General features: G+C 66.3%; 20 protein-coding genes. 8 read left to right on the top strand and 12 right to left on the bottom strand.

The window, feature by feature from the left end; all coding sequences use genetic code 11:
* The first annotated feature begins 39 nt into the window (after nt 1-39).
* Both P9A17_RS12670 and P9A17_RS12665 read left to right on the top strand, forming a co-directional pair.
* Complete coding sequence (locus P9A17_RS12670) at nt 40-207, top strand: hypothetical protein (protein ID WP_003930502.1); 168 nt, start codon at nt 40-42, stop codon at nt 205-207.
* Nucleotides 207-1,700, top strand: coding sequence for a trehalose-6-phosphate synthase (locus P9A17_RS12665; RefSeq protein WP_278038994.1), 1,494 nt, complete (start codon nt 207-209; stop codon nt 1,698-1,700). The genes P9A17_RS12670 and P9A17_RS12665 overlap by 1 nt, the downstream gene beginning before the upstream one ends.
* Here P9A17_RS12665 and P9A17_RS12660 read toward each other — a convergent pair.
* The 12 genes from P9A17_RS12660 to P9A17_RS12605 form a co-directional block, all read right to left on the bottom strand.
* A complete protein-coding gene (locus P9A17_RS12660; RefSeq protein ID WP_278038993.1) occupies nt 1,687-2,181 on the bottom strand; it encodes a mammalian cell entry protein in 495 nt (164 codons plus the stop codon). The two genes, P9A17_RS12665 and P9A17_RS12660, sit on opposite strands and share 14 nt — an antisense overlap.
* Nucleotides 2,181-2,894, bottom strand: coding sequence for a mammalian cell entry protein (locus P9A17_RS12655; RefSeq protein WP_278038992.1), 714 nt, complete (start codon nt 2,892-2,894; stop codon nt 2,181-2,183). Before P9A17_RS12655 ends, P9A17_RS12660 begins: the two co-directional genes overlap by 1 nt.
* Nucleotides 2,895-2,908: 14 nt before the next feature.
* Nucleotides 2,909-4,612 carry an MCE family protein gene (locus tag P9A17_RS12650; protein ID WP_278038991.1) on the bottom strand — a complete coding sequence of 568 codons (1,704 nt, stop codon included), beginning with the start codon at nt 4,610-4,612 and terminating at the stop codon, nt 2,909-2,911.
* Nucleotides 4,612-5,787 carry an MCE family protein gene (locus tag P9A17_RS12645; protein WP_278039833.1) on the bottom strand — a complete coding sequence of 392 codons (1,176 nt, stop codon included), beginning with the start codon at nt 5,785-5,787 and terminating at the stop codon, nt 4,612-4,614. The genes P9A17_RS12650 and P9A17_RS12645 overlap by 1 nt, the downstream gene beginning before the upstream one ends.
* Nucleotides 5,787-7,193, bottom strand: a complete 1,407-nt coding sequence (locus tag P9A17_RS12640) for a virulence factor Mce family protein (RefSeq protein WP_278038990.1) — start codon at nt 7,191-7,193, stop codon at nt 5,787-5,789. The genes P9A17_RS12645 and P9A17_RS12640 overlap by 1 nt, the downstream gene beginning before the upstream one ends.
* Nucleotides 7,190-8,266 carry an MCE family protein gene (locus P9A17_RS12635; RefSeq protein ID WP_278038989.1) on the bottom strand — a complete coding sequence of 359 codons (1,077 nt, stop codon included), beginning with the start codon at nt 8,264-8,266 and terminating at the stop codon, nt 7,190-7,192. Before P9A17_RS12635 ends, P9A17_RS12640 begins: the two co-directional genes overlap by 4 nt.
* Nucleotides 8,259-9,287, bottom strand: coding sequence for an MCE family protein (locus P9A17_RS12630; RefSeq protein ID WP_278038988.1), 1,029 nt, complete (start codon nt 9,285-9,287; stop codon nt 8,259-8,261). Before P9A17_RS12630 ends, P9A17_RS12635 begins: the two co-directional genes overlap by 8 nt.
* 2 nt (nt 9,288-9,289) lie before the next feature.
* Nucleotides 9,290-10,492: an MCE family protein gene (locus P9A17_RS12625; RefSeq protein WP_278038987.1), complete on the bottom strand. Its 1,203-nt coding sequence runs from the start codon at nt 10,490-10,492 to the stop codon at nt 9,290-9,292.
* A gap of 12 nt (nt 10,493-10,504) precedes the next feature.
* On the bottom strand, nt 10,505-11,347 hold the full coding sequence (locus P9A17_RS12620; protein ID WP_278038986.1) for an ABC transporter permease: 843 nt from the start codon (nt 11,345-11,347) through the stop codon (nt 10,505-10,507).
* Nucleotides 11,344-12,108 (bottom strand): ABC transporter permease, encoded by a 765-nt coding sequence (locus tag P9A17_RS12615; protein ID WP_278038985.1) that lies wholly within the window; start codon nt 12,106-12,108, stop codon nt 11,344-11,346. Before P9A17_RS12615 ends, P9A17_RS12620 begins: the two co-directional genes overlap by 4 nt.
* A gap of 273 nt (nt 12,109-12,381) precedes the next feature.
* A complete protein-coding gene (locus tag P9A17_RS12610) occupies nt 12,382-13,290 on the bottom strand; it encodes a 3-oxoacyl-ACP reductase (RefSeq protein ID WP_278038984.1) in 909 nt (302 codons plus the stop codon).
* A gap of 13 nt (nt 13,291-13,303) precedes the next feature.
* On the bottom strand, nt 13,304-13,495 hold the full coding sequence (locus P9A17_RS12605) for a ferredoxin (RefSeq protein WP_278038983.1): 192 nt from the start codon (nt 13,493-13,495) through the stop codon (nt 13,304-13,306).
* Between the two features lie 170 nt (nt 13,496-13,665).
* On the opposite strand from P9A17_RS12605, the gene P9A17_RS12600 reads away from it, so the two are divergent.
* The 6 genes from P9A17_RS12600 to P9A17_RS12575 are packed head-to-tail and all read left to right on the top strand — an operon-like array spanning nt 13,666 to nt 21,826.
* Nucleotides 13,666-14,847 (top strand): acyl-CoA dehydrogenase family protein, encoded by a 1,182-nt coding sequence (locus tag P9A17_RS12600; RefSeq protein ID WP_278038982.1) that lies wholly within the window; start codon nt 13,666-13,668, stop codon nt 14,845-14,847.
* A gap of 8 nt (nt 14,848-14,855) precedes the next feature.
* Nucleotides 14,856-15,953, top strand: coding sequence for an acyl-CoA dehydrogenase family protein (locus P9A17_RS12595; protein ID WP_278038981.1), 1,098 nt, complete (start codon nt 14,856-14,858; stop codon nt 15,951-15,953).
* Nucleotides 15,954-15,965: 12 nt separating this feature from the next.
* Nucleotides 15,966-17,483 carry a long-chain-fatty-acid--CoA ligase FadD17 gene (gene fadD17, locus P9A17_RS12590; RefSeq protein ID WP_278038980.1) on the top strand — a complete coding sequence of 506 codons (1,518 nt, stop codon included), beginning with the start codon at nt 15,966-15,968 and terminating at the stop codon, nt 17,481-17,483.
* Entirely contained in the window at nt 17,480-19,159 is a 1,680-nt protein-coding gene (locus P9A17_RS12585) for an AMP-binding protein (RefSeq protein ID WP_278038979.1), read from the top strand. Before fadD17 ends, P9A17_RS12585 begins: the two co-directional genes overlap by 4 nt.
* A complete protein-coding gene (locus P9A17_RS12580) occupies nt 19,140-20,699 on the top strand; it encodes an FAD-binding protein (protein WP_278038978.1) in 1,560 nt (519 codons plus the stop codon). Before P9A17_RS12585 ends, P9A17_RS12580 begins: the two co-directional genes overlap by 20 nt.
* Nucleotides 20,696-21,826, top strand: coding sequence for a Rieske 2Fe-2S domain-containing protein (locus tag P9A17_RS12575; protein ID WP_278038977.1), 1,131 nt, complete (start codon nt 20,696-20,698; stop codon nt 21,824-21,826). The genes P9A17_RS12580 and P9A17_RS12575 overlap by 4 nt, the downstream gene beginning before the upstream one ends.
* Nucleotides 21,827-21,849 lie beyond the last annotated feature (23 nt).

Raw genomic sequence — 21,849 nt, 5'->3', positions numbered from 1 at the left:
CGCTGGGAGTTGGCCACAGGGTTGGCTAAGGTTGCTTCTATGCCTGCCAAACCAGACCCCGCCGAGATCGGTGACGTCGAGCCCATCGCCGACGTCACCGAGCGCCAGGCCCGCCGTGTCGTCGCCGCATACGCCACCGACGCCGACGAATGCCGTGTCTTCCTGTCGATGCTCGGCATCGGACCGGCGAAGCTCGCCGACGCTTGATGGCACCCGAGAGCGGCCCGCAGGTCCGCTCCGGAGGAGCCGACTTCGTCGTCGTGGCCAACCGGCTGCCGATCGACAGAGTGCGCCGGCCTGACGGCACCACCGAGTGGAAGCGCAGTCCCGGCGGCCTCGTGACCGCGCTGGAGCCACTGCTGCGGCGCAGACACGGCGCGTGGATCGGCTGGCCCGGTGTCCCCGAGGACGCCGACGACCCCGACGCGTCGGACGAGCCGATCGAGCAGGACGGCATGACGCTCGTCCCGGTACGCCTGTCGGCTGACGACGTCGCCGAGTACTACGAGGGCTTCTCCAACGGCACGCTGTGGCCGCTGTACCACGACGTCATCGTCAAGCCGATCTACCACCGGGAGTGGTGGGACCGCTACGTCGACGTCAACCGGCGATTCGCCGAAGCCACCGCGCAGACGGCGGCCGAGGGCGCCACGGTATGGGTACAGGACTACCAGCTGCAACTGGTCCCGAAGATGCTGCGGATGTTGCGGCCCGACCTGACGATCGGCTTCTTTCTGCACATCCCGTTCCCGCCGGTCGAGCTGTTCATGCAGATGCCGTGGCGCACCGAGATCATCGAGGGGCTGCTCGGCGCCGACCTCGTCGGGTTCCATCTCCCAGGCGGCGCGCAGAACTTCCTCATCCTGGCGCGGCGGCTGCTCGGCGCCACGACGTCTCGAGGCAATGTCGGTGTGCGGTCCCGCTTCGGCGAGGTGCAGTTCGGTTTCCGCACCGTGAAGGTCGGGGCGTTCCCGATCTCCATCGACTCCGACGAACTCGACCAGCAGGCACGTAGTCGGGCAATTCGCCAGCGCGCCAAAGAGATCCGAGCGGAGCTGGGCAACCCGCGCAAGATTCTGCTCGGCGTCGACCGGTTGGACTACACCAAGGGCATCGACGTCCGACTCAGGGCCTTTTCCGAACTTCTGGAGGAAGGCCGGATCGACCGCGAGGACACCGTCCTCGTCCAGCTGGCCACCCCGAGCCGGGAACGCGTGGAGAGCTACATCGCCATGCGGGAGGACATCGAACGTCAGGTCGGCCACGTCAACGGCGAGTTCGGCGAGGTGGGCCACCCGGTTCTGCACTACCTGCACCGGCCCGTGCCGAGAGAAGACCTGGTGGCATTCTTCGTCGCCGCCGACGTCATGCTCGTCACGCCTTTGCGCGACGGGATGAACCTGGTCGCCAAGGAGTACGTCGCGTGTCGCAACGACCTCGGCGGCGCGCTGGTCCTCAGCGAGTTCACCGGCGCCGCTGCGGAATTGCGGCAGGCCTACCTGACCAACCCCCACCACCTCGAGGGTGTCAAAGACGCCATCGAGGCGGCGATCAACCAGTCACCCGAGGACGGTAAGCGCCGCATGCGTGCGATGCGCCGTCAGGTGCTCGCCCACGACGTAGATCGTTGGGCGCGTTCATTTCTCGACGCGCTGGCCAACAAACCACAGCAGCCCGAGCCCGATCTCAAATCGGAGTGATGTAGCTGATCAGCCACTTGCCGTCGACCTTCTCGTAGTCGACGCGCAGACGGCTTCCGTCGTAGACGGGCTGACCGTCCTTCTCCGTCACCGTCCGGTTCATGTAGACCATCACCGAGGCTTTGGTGCGTTGTGCGTCAAGCACTCCCGCACCGACCACGTTGGCCTGACTGATCAGCTGACGCTGCCTTGCCTGCGGGATGATGTCCTTGTTCGCGCGGTCCTGGAACTCCTGGCGGTAGCTCGGAGTCAGCAACGGATAGACGTCGGTGAGGCTGCCCTCGACCGTCTGATAGTCGTATCCGAACACCAGAGGGATCTGCGCAACGGCCAGCGGCGGCAACTCGGCACGCGCGGACTGCTCACCACGCAACTCCACACCGTTCCAGAACAGCCAGCCACCGAGCGCCCCGGCACCGACGAACGCCACCGACAGCACCACGACGAACATCCCGAGAAGCCGGGCGGCACGCTTGCTCATCAGTTGCCCCCGTCGGGGTACTTGAGGTCATAACCGGTCATGTGGCCGTTGTCGTCTTCGTGGACGATGACACGCAGCCGGTACGGCTGCGACGGCTTGTTCGTGCCGTCCATGTCGGTCACGGTCACCCGCACTGACACCAGAACCGCTGCATTGCTGGAGATTTCGTCGATCGACTCCAGGGCCGCACCATTGATCACGGCCTCGGAGCTGGCGTTCGTGTCGCGGAAGATCGCCTTCAGGTTGTCGACGTTGTTGTCCTGGCTGAGCATGTCGCGCAGCGGTCCGCTTGTGCTGTCCACGAACCGATCCACGCTCTGGTCGATGTCGTTCTGCGTGTACGAGAACATGTTGACGACGAGTTGCTGCGCGGTGTCGACGAACTGTTGATCGCGCGCCAGCACCGCCTCCTGCCCGGACTGGGTGGACTTCATCCAGAAGATCCCGCCCGCCAGCAGCCCGCCGAACACCAGCAGGACCACCGAAGCCACCAGCGCCACCAGACCGCGGTGCGACGGCCTGCGCGGGGGCGGAGCGACCGACGACGCGGCGCGTGCCTTCGCCGGTCGCGCGACCGCGGCGCTGACCTTGACCGCGCCTACGGGAGCTGCGGGAGATTCCAGGGCCGACTCGGTGTTACCTGCCGGACCCGCTGCCCGCGACGCCCGCCGGCGCACGGGCCGGCCTTCATCGCGGGGTGCCTCTTCTGTCACTACTTTCCTAAGAGCTAAAACTGCTTGGGCGACAACATCAGGTCGACCCAATTCTCTGCGGGCGCCAGTTTGTCAGTTCCGGGGGCGTACACGCCAGTTCCGCCGGCGGGATCGACGAAAACCCCGTTCTGGTCGTAGCTCGCGCTGGCCTGCGGCACCGCCTCGGCGGGGAGCAGCGGCCCACTCGGCGCGGGTGGCGCAGCAGGAGGCGCGACCGGCGGAGCTCCCGGCGGTGCGGGAGGCGGTGCCAGCGGCGGACGACCGTACGGCGGCACCACCTGATCCGGCGGCGAGAAGTACGGCCACGGCGGAGGCGGCGGCCCCGGCTCGTTCGGCGGGTACGGCAACGGGAACGGTGCGTGCGGCGCCGGCCCCGGTCCCGGCGTCACCCCGGGCGGCAACGTCACCGACGGCGGCCCCGGATCGGGATCCACCTGCGGGGGAATATTTGGAAACTTGTTGGGCGGCAGGATGTTCCGGCCATCGGTGATCGGCGTTCCGTACGGGACTGGTGGCCCACGCCACGGATTGCTACCGATGGGGACGTAGCCCTTCGGGTCACGGCACAGCTGGATCGTCGGCGCCCGCTTGCCGGGGAATTCCTGGCACGGGTAGTTACGGGCGCCACGCACCACGCTCGGATCGTTCTGCGCCACCTTGCAGTACATGTCGGTGGGCAGCTCGCGCAGCGTCAAGTCCGCGGGCGAACGGATCTGGCTCGGCGGGATGAAGCCGACCGAACACGGCGGCGGATCGCCGAGGTCGACCTTGAAGTCGAGCTTGCCGCCCTCGTCGGTGGGCAGCCCGCCACCGACGGTGTTCAGCGCGGCCAGCAGCGCCGGGAACACCACGAGGGCATGCTCCAGCGACTTGTTGTAGATCACGCCGATACGGCCGAAGTTGGCGAGGTTGGCGGCGAGCACCGGGAACGTCGGCCGGATGCCCTCGAAGGTGGTGTTGGCCGCTTCGGTGGCGCCAGGCACCGTCTGCAAAGTGTCGCGCAACTGCGGATCGGCATTGGCCACCTCACCCGTCAGACGCGCCAGTCCGTCGGCCAGCGAACGGATGTCGTCGCCGCCGCGGATCTGTGCCTCCAGGAACGGTGCCGCCTGATCGATCAGCTGTGAGGTCTGCCCGTAGCTCGAGTTGGCCTCGTCGACCAGCAGACGCGACGACTGGATCAGCCGCGCGAGCTCCGGCCCGGACCCGTTGAACGCCTTGAACGTTTCCTTCAGCAGATCCTGCAGCCTGCTGTCCCCGACACTGCTCACCAACGCATCAGCCTGCTGCAGCATCCCGTAGATATCCTGGCCGATCGCGGTGCGGTCCATGGCGATGTTGGAGCCGTCGGTCAGCGTCGCCTCCGATGCGTCGGCAGGCGGGACCAGGTCGACGTACTGCTCGCCGACCGCCGAGACGCTCTTGACGGTGGCGGTCACGTTCTCGGGCACCGGTGTTCCGCTGTTAAGGCGCATCCGCGCCACGACGCCGTTGTCGGTCAGGCCAACCGATTCGACCCGCCCGACCGTGACACCGCGATAGGTGACGTTCGCGTTCTGATACAGGCCGCCACCCGCCGAGAAATCGGCGGTGATGTTGTACGAACCGATCCCGACCGCCTCAGGCACGCGCAGGTAGAAGATCGAGATCGTGCCGACCGTCAGCACGGTGACGACGGCGAAGATCATCAGCTGGATCTTGGAGAGGCGATCGATCATCAGGGCGCCCCCTCATGCTGCGTCGCCGTGCCGGGGGGAATCTTGAACGGATCGGCCGCCTGCCCCGACAGGTTCGACGTGGCACCCACGAGGAAGTCGGGCGTGTTGATGATCTCGTTCATCCGCTTCATGTTCGGGTCGAAGCCCTTCGACGTCGTCAAGACGGTTTCGCCGAGCCTCCGCAGTGTCAGGTCGAACGTGACGAACACGTTCAGGTAGTCGCCGCGCACGGCCCGCCGCAGGTACTTGTAGTGGAACGGGAACGTCGGCAGGAACTCCAGGCTCTTGATGAAGTAGTCGGCATTGTCGTTCAGTGCCTTGATGATCGGGAACAGGTCCTTGAAGTCGGCTGCGAAGTCGTCCTTGGTCTCCTGCAGCACCCGTGAGCCCAGCGTCGCGAATCCTTGCAGGGCGGAGAAGGCGTCGACGATGTTGGTGCGGTTCCGGTTGAGCACGTCGAGAGCAGCGGGCAGCGTATCGAGGGTCCGCCCGAGACTGTCCTTGCTTCTGGCCAGGATCCCGGCGAACCGGTCGAGCCCCTCGGCCGCGGCGATGATGTCGTTGGTCTGCCGGTCCAGCGAGCTGGTCAGCTCCGAAAGCCGCGGGATCAGGTCGGCGAATGTACCTTCCCGGCCCGCGACCGCGTTGTAGGTCTCTTCGGTGATGTCTTGCAGCGCACCGAGATTGCCCTTGTTGACGACGACACCCAGAGACGACAGCACTTCCTCTGTGCTCGGATAGCGCGCGGTCTGGTCCTCCGGGATCTCCGAGCCCTCTTCGAGGCGTCCGACGCCGGGCCCGTCGGTCGGCTCTGCGAGCTCGATGTGCTGCGAACCCAGCAGCGACGTCTGCGCCACCCGCGCGATCGCGTTGCTGGGCAGCTCGACGTTGCTGTTCAGCGACAATTTCACCGCGGCGAAGAACGTGCCGTCGGGGCGCTGGATGGCCTCGATGCCGGACACGCTGCCGACGGTCACGTCGTCGACCATCACCGGCGAGTTCTGCGGCAGCGTGGTGACATTCGGCAACTGCACGGTGATCGTGTAGGAGCCCGAGCCGTGGCCTGCGGTGCCCGGCATGTCGAGCGAGTTGAGACCGCCGAACTGGCAGCCGGCCAGCAGCACCGACAGCGACCCGAACGCCACAGCTTTCCGAAGAGTTGGCGCCTTGCGCATCATCCGCCCGCACCTCCTGGGATCGGAGCAGCCGGAGCCGGACCGGGAAGCGCGCCTGGCGCAACGGTTTCCGGCCCACCGACATGGGAGGAGGAAGCCGTCGGCGCGGCTGGGGCCCCCTCCGGAGCCGGCGGCAACAGCAGCGACGCCAGGTCGGCGTCCGGCGGGATCACCGGCGGAGTCACACCGGGCGCGTTCTGCCACTGCAGATACGGCACCGGCGTCTCGGCCTTGGCCTCGGTCGCGGGGGTGTCGTAGATGACCTGTCCCTTGTACGCGGTGATGCTGTTGATCGGGTGGAACAGCAGCGGCGGGTAGTTCATCGCGATCCGCTTGAACACCGGACCCATTCGCTGCCTGCAGATCTCGGCGCGCTTGTAGTTGTCCGGCGAGGCACCGACGTCGAACGTGCCACCACAGATGAACTGCACCGGGTTGCCGAAGTTGGGCAGCGACAGCAGACCGCCGACGGTGCCCTGGGCGGGGTTGTAGATGTTGTAGAAGTTGGACAGGCCGTTGGGCGTGACGTGCAGGACCTGCTCGATGTCGTCGCTGTGGTCGGTGAGAATCTGCGTGAAATCGGCGAGCTTGCCGACCTGGTCGATCAGCGCAGAGTTGCTCTCGTTGAGGAATCCGCGGACGTCGCCCAGCGCCTGGTTCAAGGTGCCGAGGGTGTTGTCCAGATCCACCGTGCTGTCGGCCAGCACCTGCGACACCGACGCCACGTGGTTGGTGAACTGGACGATCTGCTCGTTGCTGTTCGACAGCGCGTCGACGAGCACCTGCAGGTTGCGGATGGTGCCGAACAGGTCACCGCGCGAATCACCGAGGCGCCCTGCGGTTTGCGACAGTTCGCGCACCGCTTCCCGGAACGTGTCGCCGTTGCCGTCGAAGGTGTCGGCGGCCTGGTTGACGAACTGGGTGAGCGGCCCCTGCACGGAACCGGGCTGCGGCCCGAGCTGAGCGCTCAGCGCGGTCAGCTGCTCCTTGACCTCATCCCACTCCACCGGCACGGCCGTGCGATCCAGTCCGATCTCGGCGCCGTCGGCCATCACGCCGCCACCGGTGTAGGCGGGGGTGAGCTGGATGAACCGGGCGGCCACCAGATTCGGCGAGATGATGAGCGCCTGGGCGTTCTCCGGGATTCGGACGCCGTTGTCGATCGACATGGTGATCTTGACGTCTTCGGCGCGCGGCTCGATCGAGTCGATGGTCCCGACGGGCACACCGATGACCCGAACTTCGTCACCGGAGTAGATGCCGACGGCGGACTCGAAGAACGCGACGACCTTGGTTGTGCTGCGGGACGGCCACACCAGGTACGCGCCGACCGCGAGGACGGCGACCAGGACCACGGCCACCGCGGCGCGGAGCGTGCGACTCTTCGTCGAATTGGGTTGGCTCATGGCGATTTCGGCCTGATGATCATGCGCTCGGAGATGAATCCGCGCAGGTAGTCGGCGAGGCTGTCGGGCAACTTGCCCGGCTGGAAGTAGGAGTCGAGCAGGACTTCGGCCAGCGACGCGGGGGGCAGGCCGTACAAGTTGATGTTGAAGCCCGAGCCCGACCCGACGACCTCACCGAGAGCCGTTGCGTACGGCGGCAGACGACGCAACGCCTCACCGATGTGCTCGCGGCGTTCCAGCAGGTTGTCCATCACCAGGTTCAGCTTCTCCAGTGCCGGTTTGAACTCGACCTTGTTGTCGGCGACGAAGCCGGAAAGCTGGCGCGACACATCGTCGATGCCGGCGATCAGATTGCTCAGTGCCTGGCGTCGTTCGTCGAGTGCGGCGAACAACAGGTTGCCGTCGACGATCAGTTGGTTGACCTGGCCGGCACGCTGGGCCAGCAGATCGGACACCCGCTTGGCATGACCGAGGAGTTGGTCGAGCGCCTCGTCACGCTTGTTGAGAGTGCGCGACAGATCCGTGACGCCCGAGAGAGCGGCGTTCAGATGAGGCGTCGCGTCGCGCAGCGAGTCCGTCAGCGTCTGCAGCGCCTGCTCGAAGCGCGGCTTGTCCAGCTCGCTGGCAGTCTGGCCCAGATCCTGCAACGCCGTGTTGAGCGTGTACGGAGTCGTCGTGCGCCCCAGCGGAATCGAAGTCACCGACCCGCCGCCCTTCGGGGTGACGGCAAGCGACTTCTCACCCAGCACGGTGTCTGTCTTGATCGCCACGAGCGACTGGTCACCGACTCGGATATCCCGCTTCACGGTGAACGTCACCTTCGCGGCGTCCCCGGCGAGTTCGACTGCCGACACGCTGCCGACCCTGATTCCCGACACGTTGACGTCGTTGCCGGGATTGATACCGCCGGCGTCGGTGAAGAACGCCTCGTAGTTCTTCCCCTGCGGCATGAACGGAAGCCCGGCGTACCCGAACGACACCAGCACCAGACACGTAACGAGCACGATGCCGAATATGCCTGTGCGGAGCGGGTTGCTTTCGTCCGACTTGGGCTTGTTGACCGAGTTAGCCATCTTCAGAGCACCTGCCCTTCGACGGGTCTGGCGGTCCACCGAACGGGATCAGGATGTCGCTGCCCGCGGGGCCGTTGATCTTCATCCGGATCGAGCAGTAGTAGATGTTGAAGAACGCTCCGTAGGCACCGAGTGCGTTGAGGCGCAGGTAGTTCTCCGCCAGCGGCTCGATGACCTTGTTGACGTCGTCCTTGCGCTCGTCGAGGCGCTGCGCCAGCGGTCGGGCGTTCTCGATGACGCCCTGCACCGGCCGCCGCGATGTCTCCAGCATCTCGGTCAGGTCGACCTCGGCCTGTGCCAGGGGTCCGATGGCCCCGGCGATCGGATCGCGGCCCTCGGCCAGTCCGGTCAACAGCTTCTGCAGCCGGTCCACGCTGGCGTCGAACTCGGCGCCCTTCTCATCGACGGTGCTCAGCACGGTGTTCAGGTTCGTGATGACATCGCCGATCAATTGGTCGCGGGCGGCCAGGTTCTGGGTGAAGGCGCTGGTGCTCGACAACATGCTCGACAGCGCGCCGCCCTGGCCCTGCAGCAATTCGATGACAGCACTGCTGATCTCGTTGACCTTCTGGCCGTCGAGACCCTTCAATACAGGCCGCAAACCGCCGAGCAGAGCGTCGAGATCGAGCGCCGGCGCTGTGTTGGTGATCATGCCGCCCCGGGGAAGCTTGACGAGATCTCCTGGGCCCGAGGTGATCTCGAGGTAGCGGTCACCGACGAGGTTTTCGTACCGGACGACCGCCTTTGTCGACGTGTACAGCTGGTACTTCTCGCTGACGGTGAATGCGACGTCGACGGTGTTGTCGGGGTTGAGCGAGACGTCCTTGACGCTGCCCACGGGCACACCCGCGATGCGGACGTCCTGACCGGACTTCAACCGCGAGGCGTCGGGGAAGGTCGCGTGGTAGTTCTCGTCGGAGCCGAAACGGAACTCGCCGAAAACGATGACCAGCATGGCGGCCACCAGAACCATGACGACGGTGAATACCGACACGTTGACGACGGTGCGATCACGTTTCATTTCTAGAAATCGTCCCTTTCCGCGTACGCGCCGTTGAACAGGAACTGCAGCGTCGACGGTGCGTCGAACTGCAACTCGGTGTTCGGCTGGTAGGGAACGTAGGCGTTGTCGGTCACGAGGAACGGCGTCCGGTACCAGGTGCCACCGAACTGCTTGCTCGGAACATCCGGCAGGCCACGGCAATTCGGGCCACCCGACGCGTTGACGATGGGCAGGCTCTCCGGATACGTGTAGGCGGGCGCGCCGGGAATGAAGCTCGACGAGACGAACAGGCCGGGGCGGGTGCCACCGATCACCGGGGCGAAGCGGTCGATGGCGTTCGCGGTGCCCTTCAACGTGCAACCGATGACGGGCGAGTACTCGCCGGCGACCTTCAGCGGCGCCCGCAAGCGCTGGATCGCGGCGATGTAGTCGTCGGCCGCGGGTTCCAGCGTCGCGGTGCCGTTGTTGGCGAGTCCGGTCGCGGCCAGCAGTGTCGCGTTGAGGTTGTCCTCCTCGTCGACGATGGTCTTCGACAGCGCCGGTGCGTTCTCGAAGATCCGCACGAGATCGGGCGCGGCGTCGGCGTAGATGTTGGCGACCTCAGCGGTCATGCGTAGATCGTCCTGCACCTGGGGCAGCTTCGGATTCAGCTGTGCCAGATACGTGTTCAGGCCCGACATCAGGGCGCCGACGTCGTCGCCGTTTCCGCGCAGGCCTTCGGCCAACGCGGACAGCGTGGCGTTGAGGTTGATCGGGTCGATCTTGCCGAGCACGTCGGTCAACGTCTGGAACAGCGTGTTGACTTCGAGCTGAACGTCTTTGGCCTGCACCTGGGCGCCGGGTTCGAGCGCTGTCGGCTTCGGATCCTCGGGCGGCAGGAACTCGACCGCCTTGGCGCCGAAGATCGTGGTGCCCGCGATGCGAACCGGCGCGTTCGACGGGATGTAGCGCAGTTCCCCGCTGCGGATGGCGAGCGTCAGTTTCGCCTGGTCGCCGTTGTACTCGATCGATTCGACCTCGCCGACCTGGACACCGCGGTACTTGACCTTGGCCTTGTCCTCCATGACGAGGCCAGCCCGCGGCGAGAGGACGGTCACGGTGTCCGTCGACGTGAAGGCGGCCGTGTAGGACAGGTAGGTGAACACGGCGGCGGCGAGCACCAGCGTGGCGAGGATCGCCGCTGCGATCCTCACGTGGCTGCGCTTCGCGTCGCCGTCTGCCATTGGTTGCCCGCCCTATCCGGAGAGGTTGAAGTTGCCGGAGGCGCCGTACACGGCGAGGGAGATGAACAGCACGATCGTCACGACCACGATCAGCGAGGTGCGTACCGCCTGACCCACGGCGATGCCCACGCCGACGGGACCACCCGAGGCGTTGTAGCCGTAGTAGGTGTGGACGAGCATCACCGCGATCGACATGACGATGGCCTGCAGGAACGACCACAGCAGGTCGCTCGGGATCAGGAACGTGTTGAAGTAGTGGTCGTAGAGGCCCGCGGACTGCCCGTTGATGTAGACCGTGGTGAACCGCGCCGCGAAGAACGCCGCGAGCACCGACAGCGCATACAGCGGGACGATCGCGATGAGGCCGGCCATCAACCGGGTCGACACCAGATACGACACCGAATGCACGGCCATCGATTCGACGGCGTCGATTTCCTCGGCGACGCGCATCGCGCCCAGTTGTGCCGTCGCGCCCGCGCCGATGGTCGCCGCGAGCGCGATGCCGGCGATCACCGGGGCGACGATGCGGACATTGAGGAAGGCCGAGAGGAAGCCGGTGAGCGCCTCGATGCCGATGTTGCCCAGCGACGAGTAGCCCTGGACGGCGATGACGCCGCCCGAAGCCAGCGTCATGAACGCGGCGACGCCGACCGTGCCGCCGATCATGACCAATGCGCCGGTGCCCATGGTCATCTCGGCGATCAGCCGGATGGTCTCCTTGCGGTACCGGGTCACCGCATTGGGGATGTAGCGGATCGACTCGCCGTAGAACAGAGCCTGTTCGCCCACGCCGTCGACGATCTTGGGCACGCCGCGGAAGAGGCGGCGGAAGCGAACGGTGGCGTCGTAACTCATTTGACCAACACCCGAACACCGATCGCCGTCATGATCACGTTGATCACGAACAGACAGATGAATGCGTAGACGACGGTTTCGTTGACGGCGTTACCCACACCCTTCGGGCCGCCTTTGACGGTGAGGCCGCGATAGCAGCCGACGAGGCCCGCGACGACACCGAACAGAAGGGCCTTGATCTCGGCGAGGATCAGCTCGGGCAGTCCGGTGAGCACGGTGAGTCCGTTGATGAACGCACCGGGGTTCACGCCCTGCAGGAACACCGAGAACACGTAGCCGCCGGCCAGGCCGATCAGGCAGACGAGGCCGTTGAGTAGGAGCGCGACGAAGGTCGAGGCCAGCACGCGCGGCACGACGAGACGCTGGATGGGGTCGATGCCCAGCACCCGCATCGCGTCGATCTCCTCACGGATGGTCCGTGCGCCGAGATCCGCGCAGATCGCGGTGGCGCCCGCACCGGCGACGACGAGCACCGTCACGACCGGGCCGAGCTGGGTGATGGTGCCGAATGCCGTGCCCGCTCCGGAAAGGTCCGCGGCGCCGATCTCTCTCAGCAGGATGTTGAGCGTGAAGGCGACCAGGACGGTGAACGGGATCGCGACGAGCAGTGTCGGCACCAGCGACACGCGCGCGATCATCCACGTCTGGTCGAGGAATTCCCGGAACTGGAACGGGCGGCGGAATGTCTTGACGAACGTGTCCAAGGACATTTCGACGAACCCGCCTACGGCCCGCGCAGGCGCCGCAAGCTGTTCGATCAACCTCGGCTCCGTTCTCGGGACTCCAGTGATGGGGACTGCCTGCGGACGAGACCTGTGGCGAAGTGCCCGGTACTTGTCGTCGGCGTTGTGTCCCCACCCCTGAGTTAAGCGGTGCTCTTAGTGAGCCGGATCATACTAACTAGAACGTGTTCGCAGTGTCAAAGAACGGCCGAACCAGACGAAATCGTTATATTTATGCTGATCAAGGCCACTGTGACATAGGTCATTCTAGAACGTGTTCTAGCTACTTCTGGCGCGTGACAACCAAGACTGTCAGTCTGGATCGCCCAAGCCCATCGACGCCGAGAAACTCTTTTCGGGGTCACGGTCAGCAAAGTAATTCTTCAGCTCGTCAGACAGTGCCGAGGGGTCCCAGGCATCGCCATCGGCACTGAATTGCCGCTCCGCAGTCGGAGCCGCAATAAGGGTCACCGTCGGACCATAAACGATGAAGAGCTGTCCGTTGACCCCTTCAGCCGCCGGGGACGCCAGGAACCGGACCAGGTTGACGACATGGTCCGGCGACAGCGGGTCGACCCCGCCTTCGCCGAGTTCCGGCGCGTCACCGAACACGCCGGCGGTCATCGCTGTGCGGGCGCGGGGCGCGATCGCATTGGCGCGCACCCCGAACCGCCCCAGGGCGCGGGCGGCCGACAGCGTCAGCGCGGTGATTCCCGCCTTGGCGGCACCGTAGTTGGGCTGACCGACCGGGCCGGACAGGCCCGCCTCGGACGAGGTGTTGATGATCCGGCCGTAGATCTGGCCGTCGCCCGCCTTGGCCTTGGAGCGCCAGTAGGTCGCGGCGTTGCGCGTCAGCAGGAAGTGGCCCCGCAGGTGCACCGCGATGACCGCGTCCCACTCCTCGTCGGTCATGTTGAACAGGATGCGGTCGCGGGTGATCCCGGCATTGTTGACGACGATGGCCAGCCCGCCGAGGCCGTCGGCGGTCTTGACCAGCTCGTCGGCGGTGGACCGCTCACTGATGTCACCGGCCACCGCGATGCCCTTCGAACCCGCCGACGAGATCTCATCGAGAACGTCGGACTTGTCGAGCGCGGGAGCGATGTCGTTGACGACGACGGTGGCGCCGGCTTGGGCCAGCCCGATCGCCTCGGCACGGCCCAGGCCGGCGGCGGCTCCGGTGACCACGGCGACGTGGCCGGACAGATCAATGTCGCTCAAGTTACTAATACCTCTAGTCGTGTCGGATCAGGGCGGCCCGGGGGCACTCGGCGATGGACTGCTCGGCCACCGCTTCCTCGTCTGCGGGCACGGGATCGGCCTTGACGATCGCATAGTCGTCGTCATCGAGGTCGAACAGGTCGGGGGCTATTCCTACACACACCGCGTTGCCTTCGCAACGGTCACGATCCACTTCCACCCGCATGAGTTTCTCCTGTCGGTCCGGGCTGTTGGTCCGATCTAGCTGGGCACCCAGTGTGTCACCACCCTGGACCCCAAGACTAGAACGTGTTACAACCGGGGAGGACCAGAGGTGCCTGACTCGACGAGTCCGGACGCCCGGATACAGGCTCGCAGACAAGTGAGGACGACGCGATGCGGATCGGCTACACCCCTGAACAGGAGGAGTTGCGTCGCGAATTGCGCGCGTACTTCACCAAGCTCATGACGCCCGAGCGGGCCGAGGCGCTGGCCGCCAGCGACGGCGAGATGGGGCGCGGGAACGTCTACCGCGAGACCGTCAAGCAGATGGGCACAGATGGGTGGTTGACGCTGAACTGGCCCACCGAGTACGGCGGCCAGGCACGCACGCCGATGGAGAGCCTCATCTTCAACGACGAGGCCGCCATCGCGAGCGTCCCCGTCCCGTTCCTGACGATCAACAGCGTCGCGCCGACGATCATGCACTTCGGCACCGACGAGCAGAAGAAGTTCTTCCTGCCCAAGATCGCCGCCGGTGACCTGCACTTCTCGATCGGCTACTCCGAGCCGGGCGCGGGCACCGACCTCGCCTCCCTGCGCACCACCGCTATACATGACGGCGACGATTACGTCATCAACGGGCAGAAGATGTGGACCAGCCTCATCGCCTACGCCGATTACGTGTGGCTGGCGGTGCGCACCAACCCCGAGGCCAAGAAGCACCGCGGCATCTCGATGCTGATCGTGCCGACGACGGCCGACGGCTTCTCGTGGACGCCGGTGCACACGATGTCCGGTGTCGACACCAGCGCCACCTACTACCAGGATGTGCGCGTGCCGAAGACGGCGCTCGTGGGTGAGGAGAACGGCGGCTGGAAGCTCGTCACCAACCAGCTCAACCACGAGCGCGTCGCGCTCGTCTCGGCACAGCCGATCTTCGTCGCGCTCAACGGCGTTCGCGAGTGGGCGCAGAACACCAAGGATGTCCACGGCAACCGGCTGATCGACTCCGAGTGGGTGCAGCTGAACCTGGCGCGCGTGCACGCCAAGGCCGAAGTGCTCAAGCTCATCAACTGGGAGCTCGCGTCCGCAGACGACGTCGCCCCGTCGCCCGCCGACGCGTCGGCGGCCAAGGTGTTCGGCACCGAGCTGGCCACCGAGGCGTACCGCCTGCTGATGGAGGTGCTGGGCACCGCCGCCACGCTGCGCACGAATTCCCCCGGCGCGCTGCTGCGGGGCCGCATCGAACGCATGCACCGGTCGTGCCTGATCCTGACGTTCGGCGGCGGCACCAACGAGATTCAGCGCGACATCATCGGCATGGTCGCGCTCGGCCTGCCCCGAGTGAATCGTTAAGGACTGACATGGATTTCAAGACGACCGAAGCCAGCGAGGACCTCGGCGGCCTGGTGCGCACCATCACCGAGTCGGTGTGCACACCCGAGCGGCAGCGTGAACTCGACGGCTTGGAGGAGCGGTTCGACAAGACCCTGTGGGGCAAGCTGATCGACGCCGACATCCTGTCCACCACCGCCCCGGAGTCGTTGGGCGGCGGCGGTTTCGGCGTACTCGAGGAGGTCGCCGTGCTGGTGGCCCTCGGCCGCCAGCTGGGCGCGGTTCCGTACCTCGAATCGGTGGTTCTCGGTGCGGCGGCGCTGGCGAAGTTCGGAACCGAATCGGCGCAGCAGGAGTGGGCGGCACCGGCCGTCAAGGGCGAGAAGGTGCTGACCGTCGCACTCGACGGTGAGATGGGCGAGGGCCCGGTGCGGGCCCAGTCGTCCGGCGACGGTTTCACGCTGACCGGCACCAGGACGCAGGCGCCGTTCGCCGTCAGCGCCGACGCGTTCCTCCTCCCCGCCGAAACAGACTCGGGTGTCGGCGTTTTCCTCGTCGCGGCAGCTGACAGCGGTGTGACGGTCACCCCGCTGAATACCACCGGGCACGGCAGTGTGGGCGCGCTCGATCTGCAGGGCGTCAGAGTCGCCGCGGACCGCCGCGTCGGCGGAGCCGAGGTGCTGGACTGGCTGGTCACCCGCAACACGCTGGGCCGCAGCGCCTACCAGCTCGGTGTCGTCGAACGGGCGCTGGAGATGACGGCGACCTACGCGCGGGAACGCGAGCAGTTCGACCGCCCGATCGGCAGCTTCCAGGCGGTGTCGTCGCGATTGGCCGACGGCTACATCGACATCAAGGGTCTGCGCCTGACACTGACCCAGGCAGCCTGGCGGCTGTCGGAGGATCTGCCCGCCGACATCGACGTCTCCAGTGCCGCGTTCTGGGCGGCCGAGGCGGGACACCGCGTCGCGCACACCGCGGTCCACGTTCACGGCGGTGTCGGTATCGACGTCGACCATCCGGTGCACCGCTACTTCCTGGCCGCCAAGCAGACCGAGTTCGCCGTCGGCGGGGCGACCGGTCAGTTACTCCGCATCGGCCGCGAACTGGCCGATACCCCGGCCTGATTCGCTGATCCGGTGGCGACCGTCTCGTCGTTACTCGAGAAGCTGACCGACGTCGACGACCGCGGCGTCTACTCGGTGGATGGCGACGCCAGCCCGGATGAGGTGGCGTTCGTCAGCTGGCGCGACCACATCCGCGACGGAGCCGCGCTGGCATCGCTGCTGTGGGACCGGCTGGACCGGGCCCGGCCACCCCATGTCGGTGTGCTGCTGGGCAATACACCGTTCTTCGGAACGGTGCTCGTTGCCGCGGCGCTGACCGGAATTGTCCCTGTCGGCCTGAACCCGACCCGCCGCGGTGACGCCCTAGCCCGCGACATCGCACATGCGGACTGCCAGCTCGTGCTGGCCGATCGGGACACCGCGCAGGACGGGATCGACGCGATCGACGTCGAATCCGACTCGTTCGCAGCCCAACTGGCCGAACACCGCGGCGCGCCGGTCGAGTTCCGCACCGCCGACCCGGATGACCTGTTCATGTTGATCTTCACCTCTGGCACGAGCGGCGACCCGAAAGCTGTGCGGTGCACGCACGAGAAGGTGGCGTTTCCCGGGGTGATGCTCGCCGATCGATTCGGGCTCGGCCCGACCGATACGTGCTATCTGTCGATGCCGATGTTCCATTCGAACGCGATCATGGCCGGCTGGGCGCCGGGAGTCGCCGCGGGCGCCTCGATCGCGTTGCGCCGCAAATTCTCTGCATCGCAATTCATCCCGGACACGCGGCGCTTCGGCGCGACGTACGCGAATTACGTGGGCAAGCCGCTGTCCTACATCCTGGCCACCGCCGAGCAGCCTGACGACGCCGACAACCCACTCAAGGTGGCGTACGGCAACGAGGGGGCGCCGCGAGATCTGAGCCGGTTCTCGCAACGCTTCGGGGTGACCGTCGTCGACGGGTTCGGTTCCAGCGAGGGCGGGGTGTCGATCGCCCGCACGCCGGACACCCCCGAGGGAGCGCTCGGTCCGCTCGTGGGGGGCGTGACGATTCTCGATGTCGACACCGGCGCCGAATGCGCGCCGGGCGTCGTCGGTGAGTTGGTGAACACCGAGGGGCCGGGCCAGTTCCGGGGCTATCACAAGGATCCCGACGCGGAGGCCGACCGGATGCGCGGCGGCGTCTACCACAGCGGCGACCTGGCCTACCGCGACGAGAACGGGTTCGCGTACTTCGCGGGCCGACTCGGCGATTGGATGCGGGTCGACGGCGAGAACCTCGGCACCGCACCGATCGAACGCATCCTCATGCGCTTCCCTGGCGTCACCGAGGCTGCCGTGTACCCGATCCCCGACCCCGCCGTGGGCGACCAGGTGATGGCGGCACTCGTGCTGCCCGACGACACGGTGTTCGATCCTGAAGCGTTCACCCGGTTCCTCGATCAACAACAGGATCTCGGTCCCAAGCAGTGGCCGAAGTTCGTCCGAGCGTCCACGTCGCTTCCGCGCACGGAGACGTTCAAGATCCTCAAACGTCAGCTGTCCGCGGAAGCGACCGACTGTACCGACCCCGTCCACGCGATCACCCGGCCATGAGCGAATCGCGACGTGACGACATCGCCACGATGCTGCTCGACCGCCTCGGCGATCAGCGTCTCGGCCTGCGCACCCGCGAGCGCGACTGGACCTGGGACGCGGTCGTGCGCGAGTCGGCGGCGCGCGCCTCCCTCGGAAAGTCCTTGTACAAGCCAGAACTCGGCCCCTTCCACATCGGCGTGCTCCTGGAGAATGTGCCGGACTTCGTGTTCTGGCTCGGCGGCGCTGCTCTCGCCGGGGCCACCATCGTCGGCCTGAACCCCACCCGCGGATCAGAGGGACTGACCGCTGACATCCGTCATGCCGACTGCCAGCTGATCGTCACGGACACCGCGGGCGCGCAGCGTCTGAGCGCCCTCGACCACGGGGTCTCCCCCGATCGTGTCCTCGTCGTCGACGACGCGGCTTATCAGCATCGGCTCGAGACGCACCGGACCGAACCCGCGGCCGCACCGGATGCCGGCGCGGATTCGCTGTTCCTGCTGCTGTTCACGTCGGGGACGACCGGCACGTCGAAGGCCGTCCGATGCAGCCAGGGCCGGTTGGCCCGCATCGCCTACACCGCCACCGACAAATTCGGCCACCACCCGGGCGACGTCGACTACTGCTGCATGCCGCTGTTCCACGGCAACGCGCTCATGGCGTTGTGGGCGCCGGCACTGGCCAACGGCGCGACCGTCTGCCTGGTCCCGACGTTCTCCGCATCCCGCTTTCTTTCCGACGTACGGTTTTTCGGCGTCACGTTCTTCACCTACGTAGGCAAGGCACTGGCATACCTGATGGCCACGCCCGAGCAGCCCGACGATTCCGACAACACGCTGGAGCGCGGTTTCGGCACGGAGGCGTCGCCCGAGGACCAGAACGAGTTCCGTCGCCGCTTCGACGCCGAACTCTACGAGGGCTACGGCTCCAGCGAGGGCGGGGCGGTGGCCACCCCCGATCCCACGGCGCCATTGTCGTCGCTGGGCAGGCCTGCCCACGACGACGTCGGCGTCGTTAACCCCGAGACGCTCGAACCCTGTCCCGCAGCGATTCTCGACGCCAAGGGCAAGGTGACCAATGCTGACGAAGCGATCGGTGAGATCGTCGACCGTCGCGGCGCGCGGGATTTCGAGGGCTATTACCGCAATGACACCGCCGACGCCGAGCGCGTGCGCAACGGCTGGTACTGGTCGGGCGATCTCGGTTATGTCGACACTGACGGTTTCCTGTACTTCGCCGGCCGCCGCGGCGACTGGATCCGCGTCGATGGGGAGAACACGTCGGCGTTGACGATCGAGCGGGTGCTGCGCCGCCATCCCGACGTCATCGCCGCCGGTGTCTACGGCGTCCCGGACCCGCGCTCCGGTGATCAGGTGATGGCCGCCGTCGAGGTCGCCGATCCGGATGTGTTCGACGTCGAGGCTTTCGTCACCTTTCTCACCGGCCAGGAAGATCTGGGTTCCAAGGGCTTTCCACGCCTGCTGCGGGTCTCGAAGAATCTCCCCGCCACCGGTTCGAACAAGGTGCTCAAACGTGAGCTGCAGGCGCAACGCTGGCACACCGACGAAGCGGTGTATCGCTGGGCGGGCCGCGGCAGGCCGGAGTACCGGCGCATGAGTGCCGAAGACCGTGCGGAGCTCGACGCCGAATTCGCCGTGCACGGAAGGGAAAGCCTTGTCGGAACAGTGGGATGAGACCACCGATGTCCTGGTCGCGGGCTCGGGCGCCGGAGGCGTGACGGGCGCGTACACCGCGGCCCGCGAAGGTCTCGACGTGATCCTCGTCGAGGCGACCGAGAAGTTCGGCGGGACCACCGCGTACTCCGGCGGCGGCGGAATGTGGTTCCCGTGCAACCCGGTTCTGCAGCGCGCGGGCGCCGACGACACTATCGACGATGCGATCGAGTACTACACCGCCGTCGTCGGTGACCGCACACCGCGGGCCCTGCAGGAAACTTACGTCCGCAGCGGAGCACCGCTGATCGAATACTTGGAAACCGATGAGCTGCTGAAGTTCTCGCTGCTGCCGTGGCCCGACTATTTCGGCAAGGCGCCGAAGGCACGTGCCGACGGCATGCGCCACATCGCCGCCAAGCCGTTGAAGATTGCCGCGGCACCGGAGCTGCGTGAATTGGTCCGCGGGCCGCTCGACGCCGACCGGCTGGGCGCGCCGCAACCCGATGACTACTTCGTCGGCGGGCGCGCACTGATCGCGCGCTTCCTCGCCGCCACGGCCCGCCACCCCCATTCGTCGGCGCGTTTGAACACCACGCTGACGGAACTCGTCGTGGAGGACGGCGCTGTCACCGGGGCCGTCGTCGAATCCGACGGTCAGCGTCGACGCATCCAAGCCAGGCGCGGAGTGCTGCTGGCGGCTGGCGGGTTCGAGCACAACGACGAGATGCGGGCGCGCTACGGGGTGCCGGGCGAGTCGCGGGACACGATGGGGCCGTGGGGAAACCGCGGGTTGGCCCATCTGGCCGGGATCGCTGTCGGAGCGGACACAGACCTGATGGATCAGGCGTGGTGGTCCCCCGGCCTGACGCATCCCGATGGCACGTCGGCGTTTTCGCTGTGGTTCACCGGGGGCATCTTCGTCGACGACCAGGGCAGGCGCTTCGCCAACGAGTCGGCGGCCTACGACCGGCTCGGGCGGGAAGTCCTTGCAGCGATCGACGACGGCCGGGTCACGCTGCCGTTCTGGATGGTCTATGACGATGTCGAGGGAGTCGTGCCGCCCGTCAAGGCGACGAACGTCTCGATGGTCGAACCTGACAAGTACGTGGCCGCCGGCCTGTGGCGCACCGCGGACACCCTTGAGGAACTCGCAGAGGCCATCGGCGTGCCTGCGGCCAATCTGGTCGAGACCGTCGCCCGATTCAACGAGTTCGTGCGCGGCGGCGCCGACGAGGACTTCGGTCGCGGTGACGAACCGTATGACCGCGCGTTCTCCGGGGGCGCGCCGCCGTTGTATCCCATCGAGAAGGGGCCGTTCCATGCGGCCGCATTCGGGGTGTCCGATCTCGGCACCAAGGGCGGTTTGCGCACCGATAATGCTGCGCGCGTGCTCGATTCCGCCGACAATGTGATACCGGGGCTGTACGCGGCGGGCAACACGATGGCAGCACCCAGCGGCACCGCCTATCCGGGCGGCGGCAACCCGATCGGCACCAGCATGGTTTTCAGCCACTTGGCCGTGCTGGACATGGCCGGCAAGCGCGAGGAGCACACATGACCGACGTCCGCCATATCGACACCGGTAAAGCCATGACGCGGTTCGCCCGCGGGTGGCACTGCCTCGGACTCGCGGAGTCTTTCCGCGACGGGCAGCCGCACGGCATCAACGCGTTCGGCACCATGCTCGTCGTGTTCGCCGACTCCCAGGGCGAGATCAAGGTCCTTGACGGCTACTGCCGTCATATGGGCGGCAATCTCGCGCAGGGCACCGTCAAGGGCGATGAGATCGCCTGCCCCTTCCACGACTGGCGCTGGGGAGGGGACGGACGCTGCAAGCTCGTCCCGTACGCCAAGCGCACCCCACGATTGGCCCGCACCCGGGCATGGCAGACGACCGAGGTCAACGGTCAGCTGCTGGTGTGGCACGACCCCGAAGGGTCCGCTCCCGCTGTCGAATTGATCCCGCCGACCATCGACGGGTACGACGAGGGCCGCTGGTCACCGTGGCAGTGGAGTTCGATTCTCATCGAGGGCGCCCACTGCAGGGAGATCGTCGACAACAACGTCGACATGGCGCACTTCTTCTACATCCACCATGCGTATCCGACGTACTTCAAGAACGTCATCGAAGGGCACACCGCCAGTCAGTTCATGGAGTCCAAGCCGCGGCCCGATTTCACCGCGAATCCCGAGAAGCTCTGGGAGGGAACGTATCTGCGGTCCGAGGCGACATATTTCGGGCCCGCCTACATGATCAACTGGCTGCACAACGACCTCGCCCCCGAATTCACCGTCGAGGTGGCGCTGATCAACTGCCACTACCCGGTCACCCACAACTCGTTCATGCTGCAGTGGGGCGTGGCCGTGCAGGAGATGCCGGGCATGCCGTCGGACAAGGCCGCGAAACTGGCTGGAGCCATGAACAAGTCGTTCGGCGAGGGATTCCTCGAAGACGTCGAGATCTGGAAGAACAAGTCGCCGATCGAAAACCCGCTGCTCACCGAGGAAGACGGGCCGGTCTACCAGCATCGGCGCTGGTACGAGCAGTTCTACGTCGACGCGGCGGACGTCACCGCCGACATGACCGACCGCTACGAGGCCGAGGTCGACACGACCCACGCCTACGACCTCTGGCAACAGGAGGTCGAAGAGAACATGGCAGCCCGAAAAATAAGTACGAGCTGAGTACATCTACTCACTGAGCAAAC

Source organism: Mycobacterium sp. 236(2023), from assembly GCF_029623955.1.
Taxonomy (GTDB): domain Bacteria; phylum Actinomycetota; class Actinomycetes; order Mycobacteriales; family Mycobacteriaceae; genus Mycobacterium.
The sequence above is the reverse complement of the archived record's forward strand: the minus strand, read 5'-3'. Positions and strand labels throughout refer to the sequence as shown.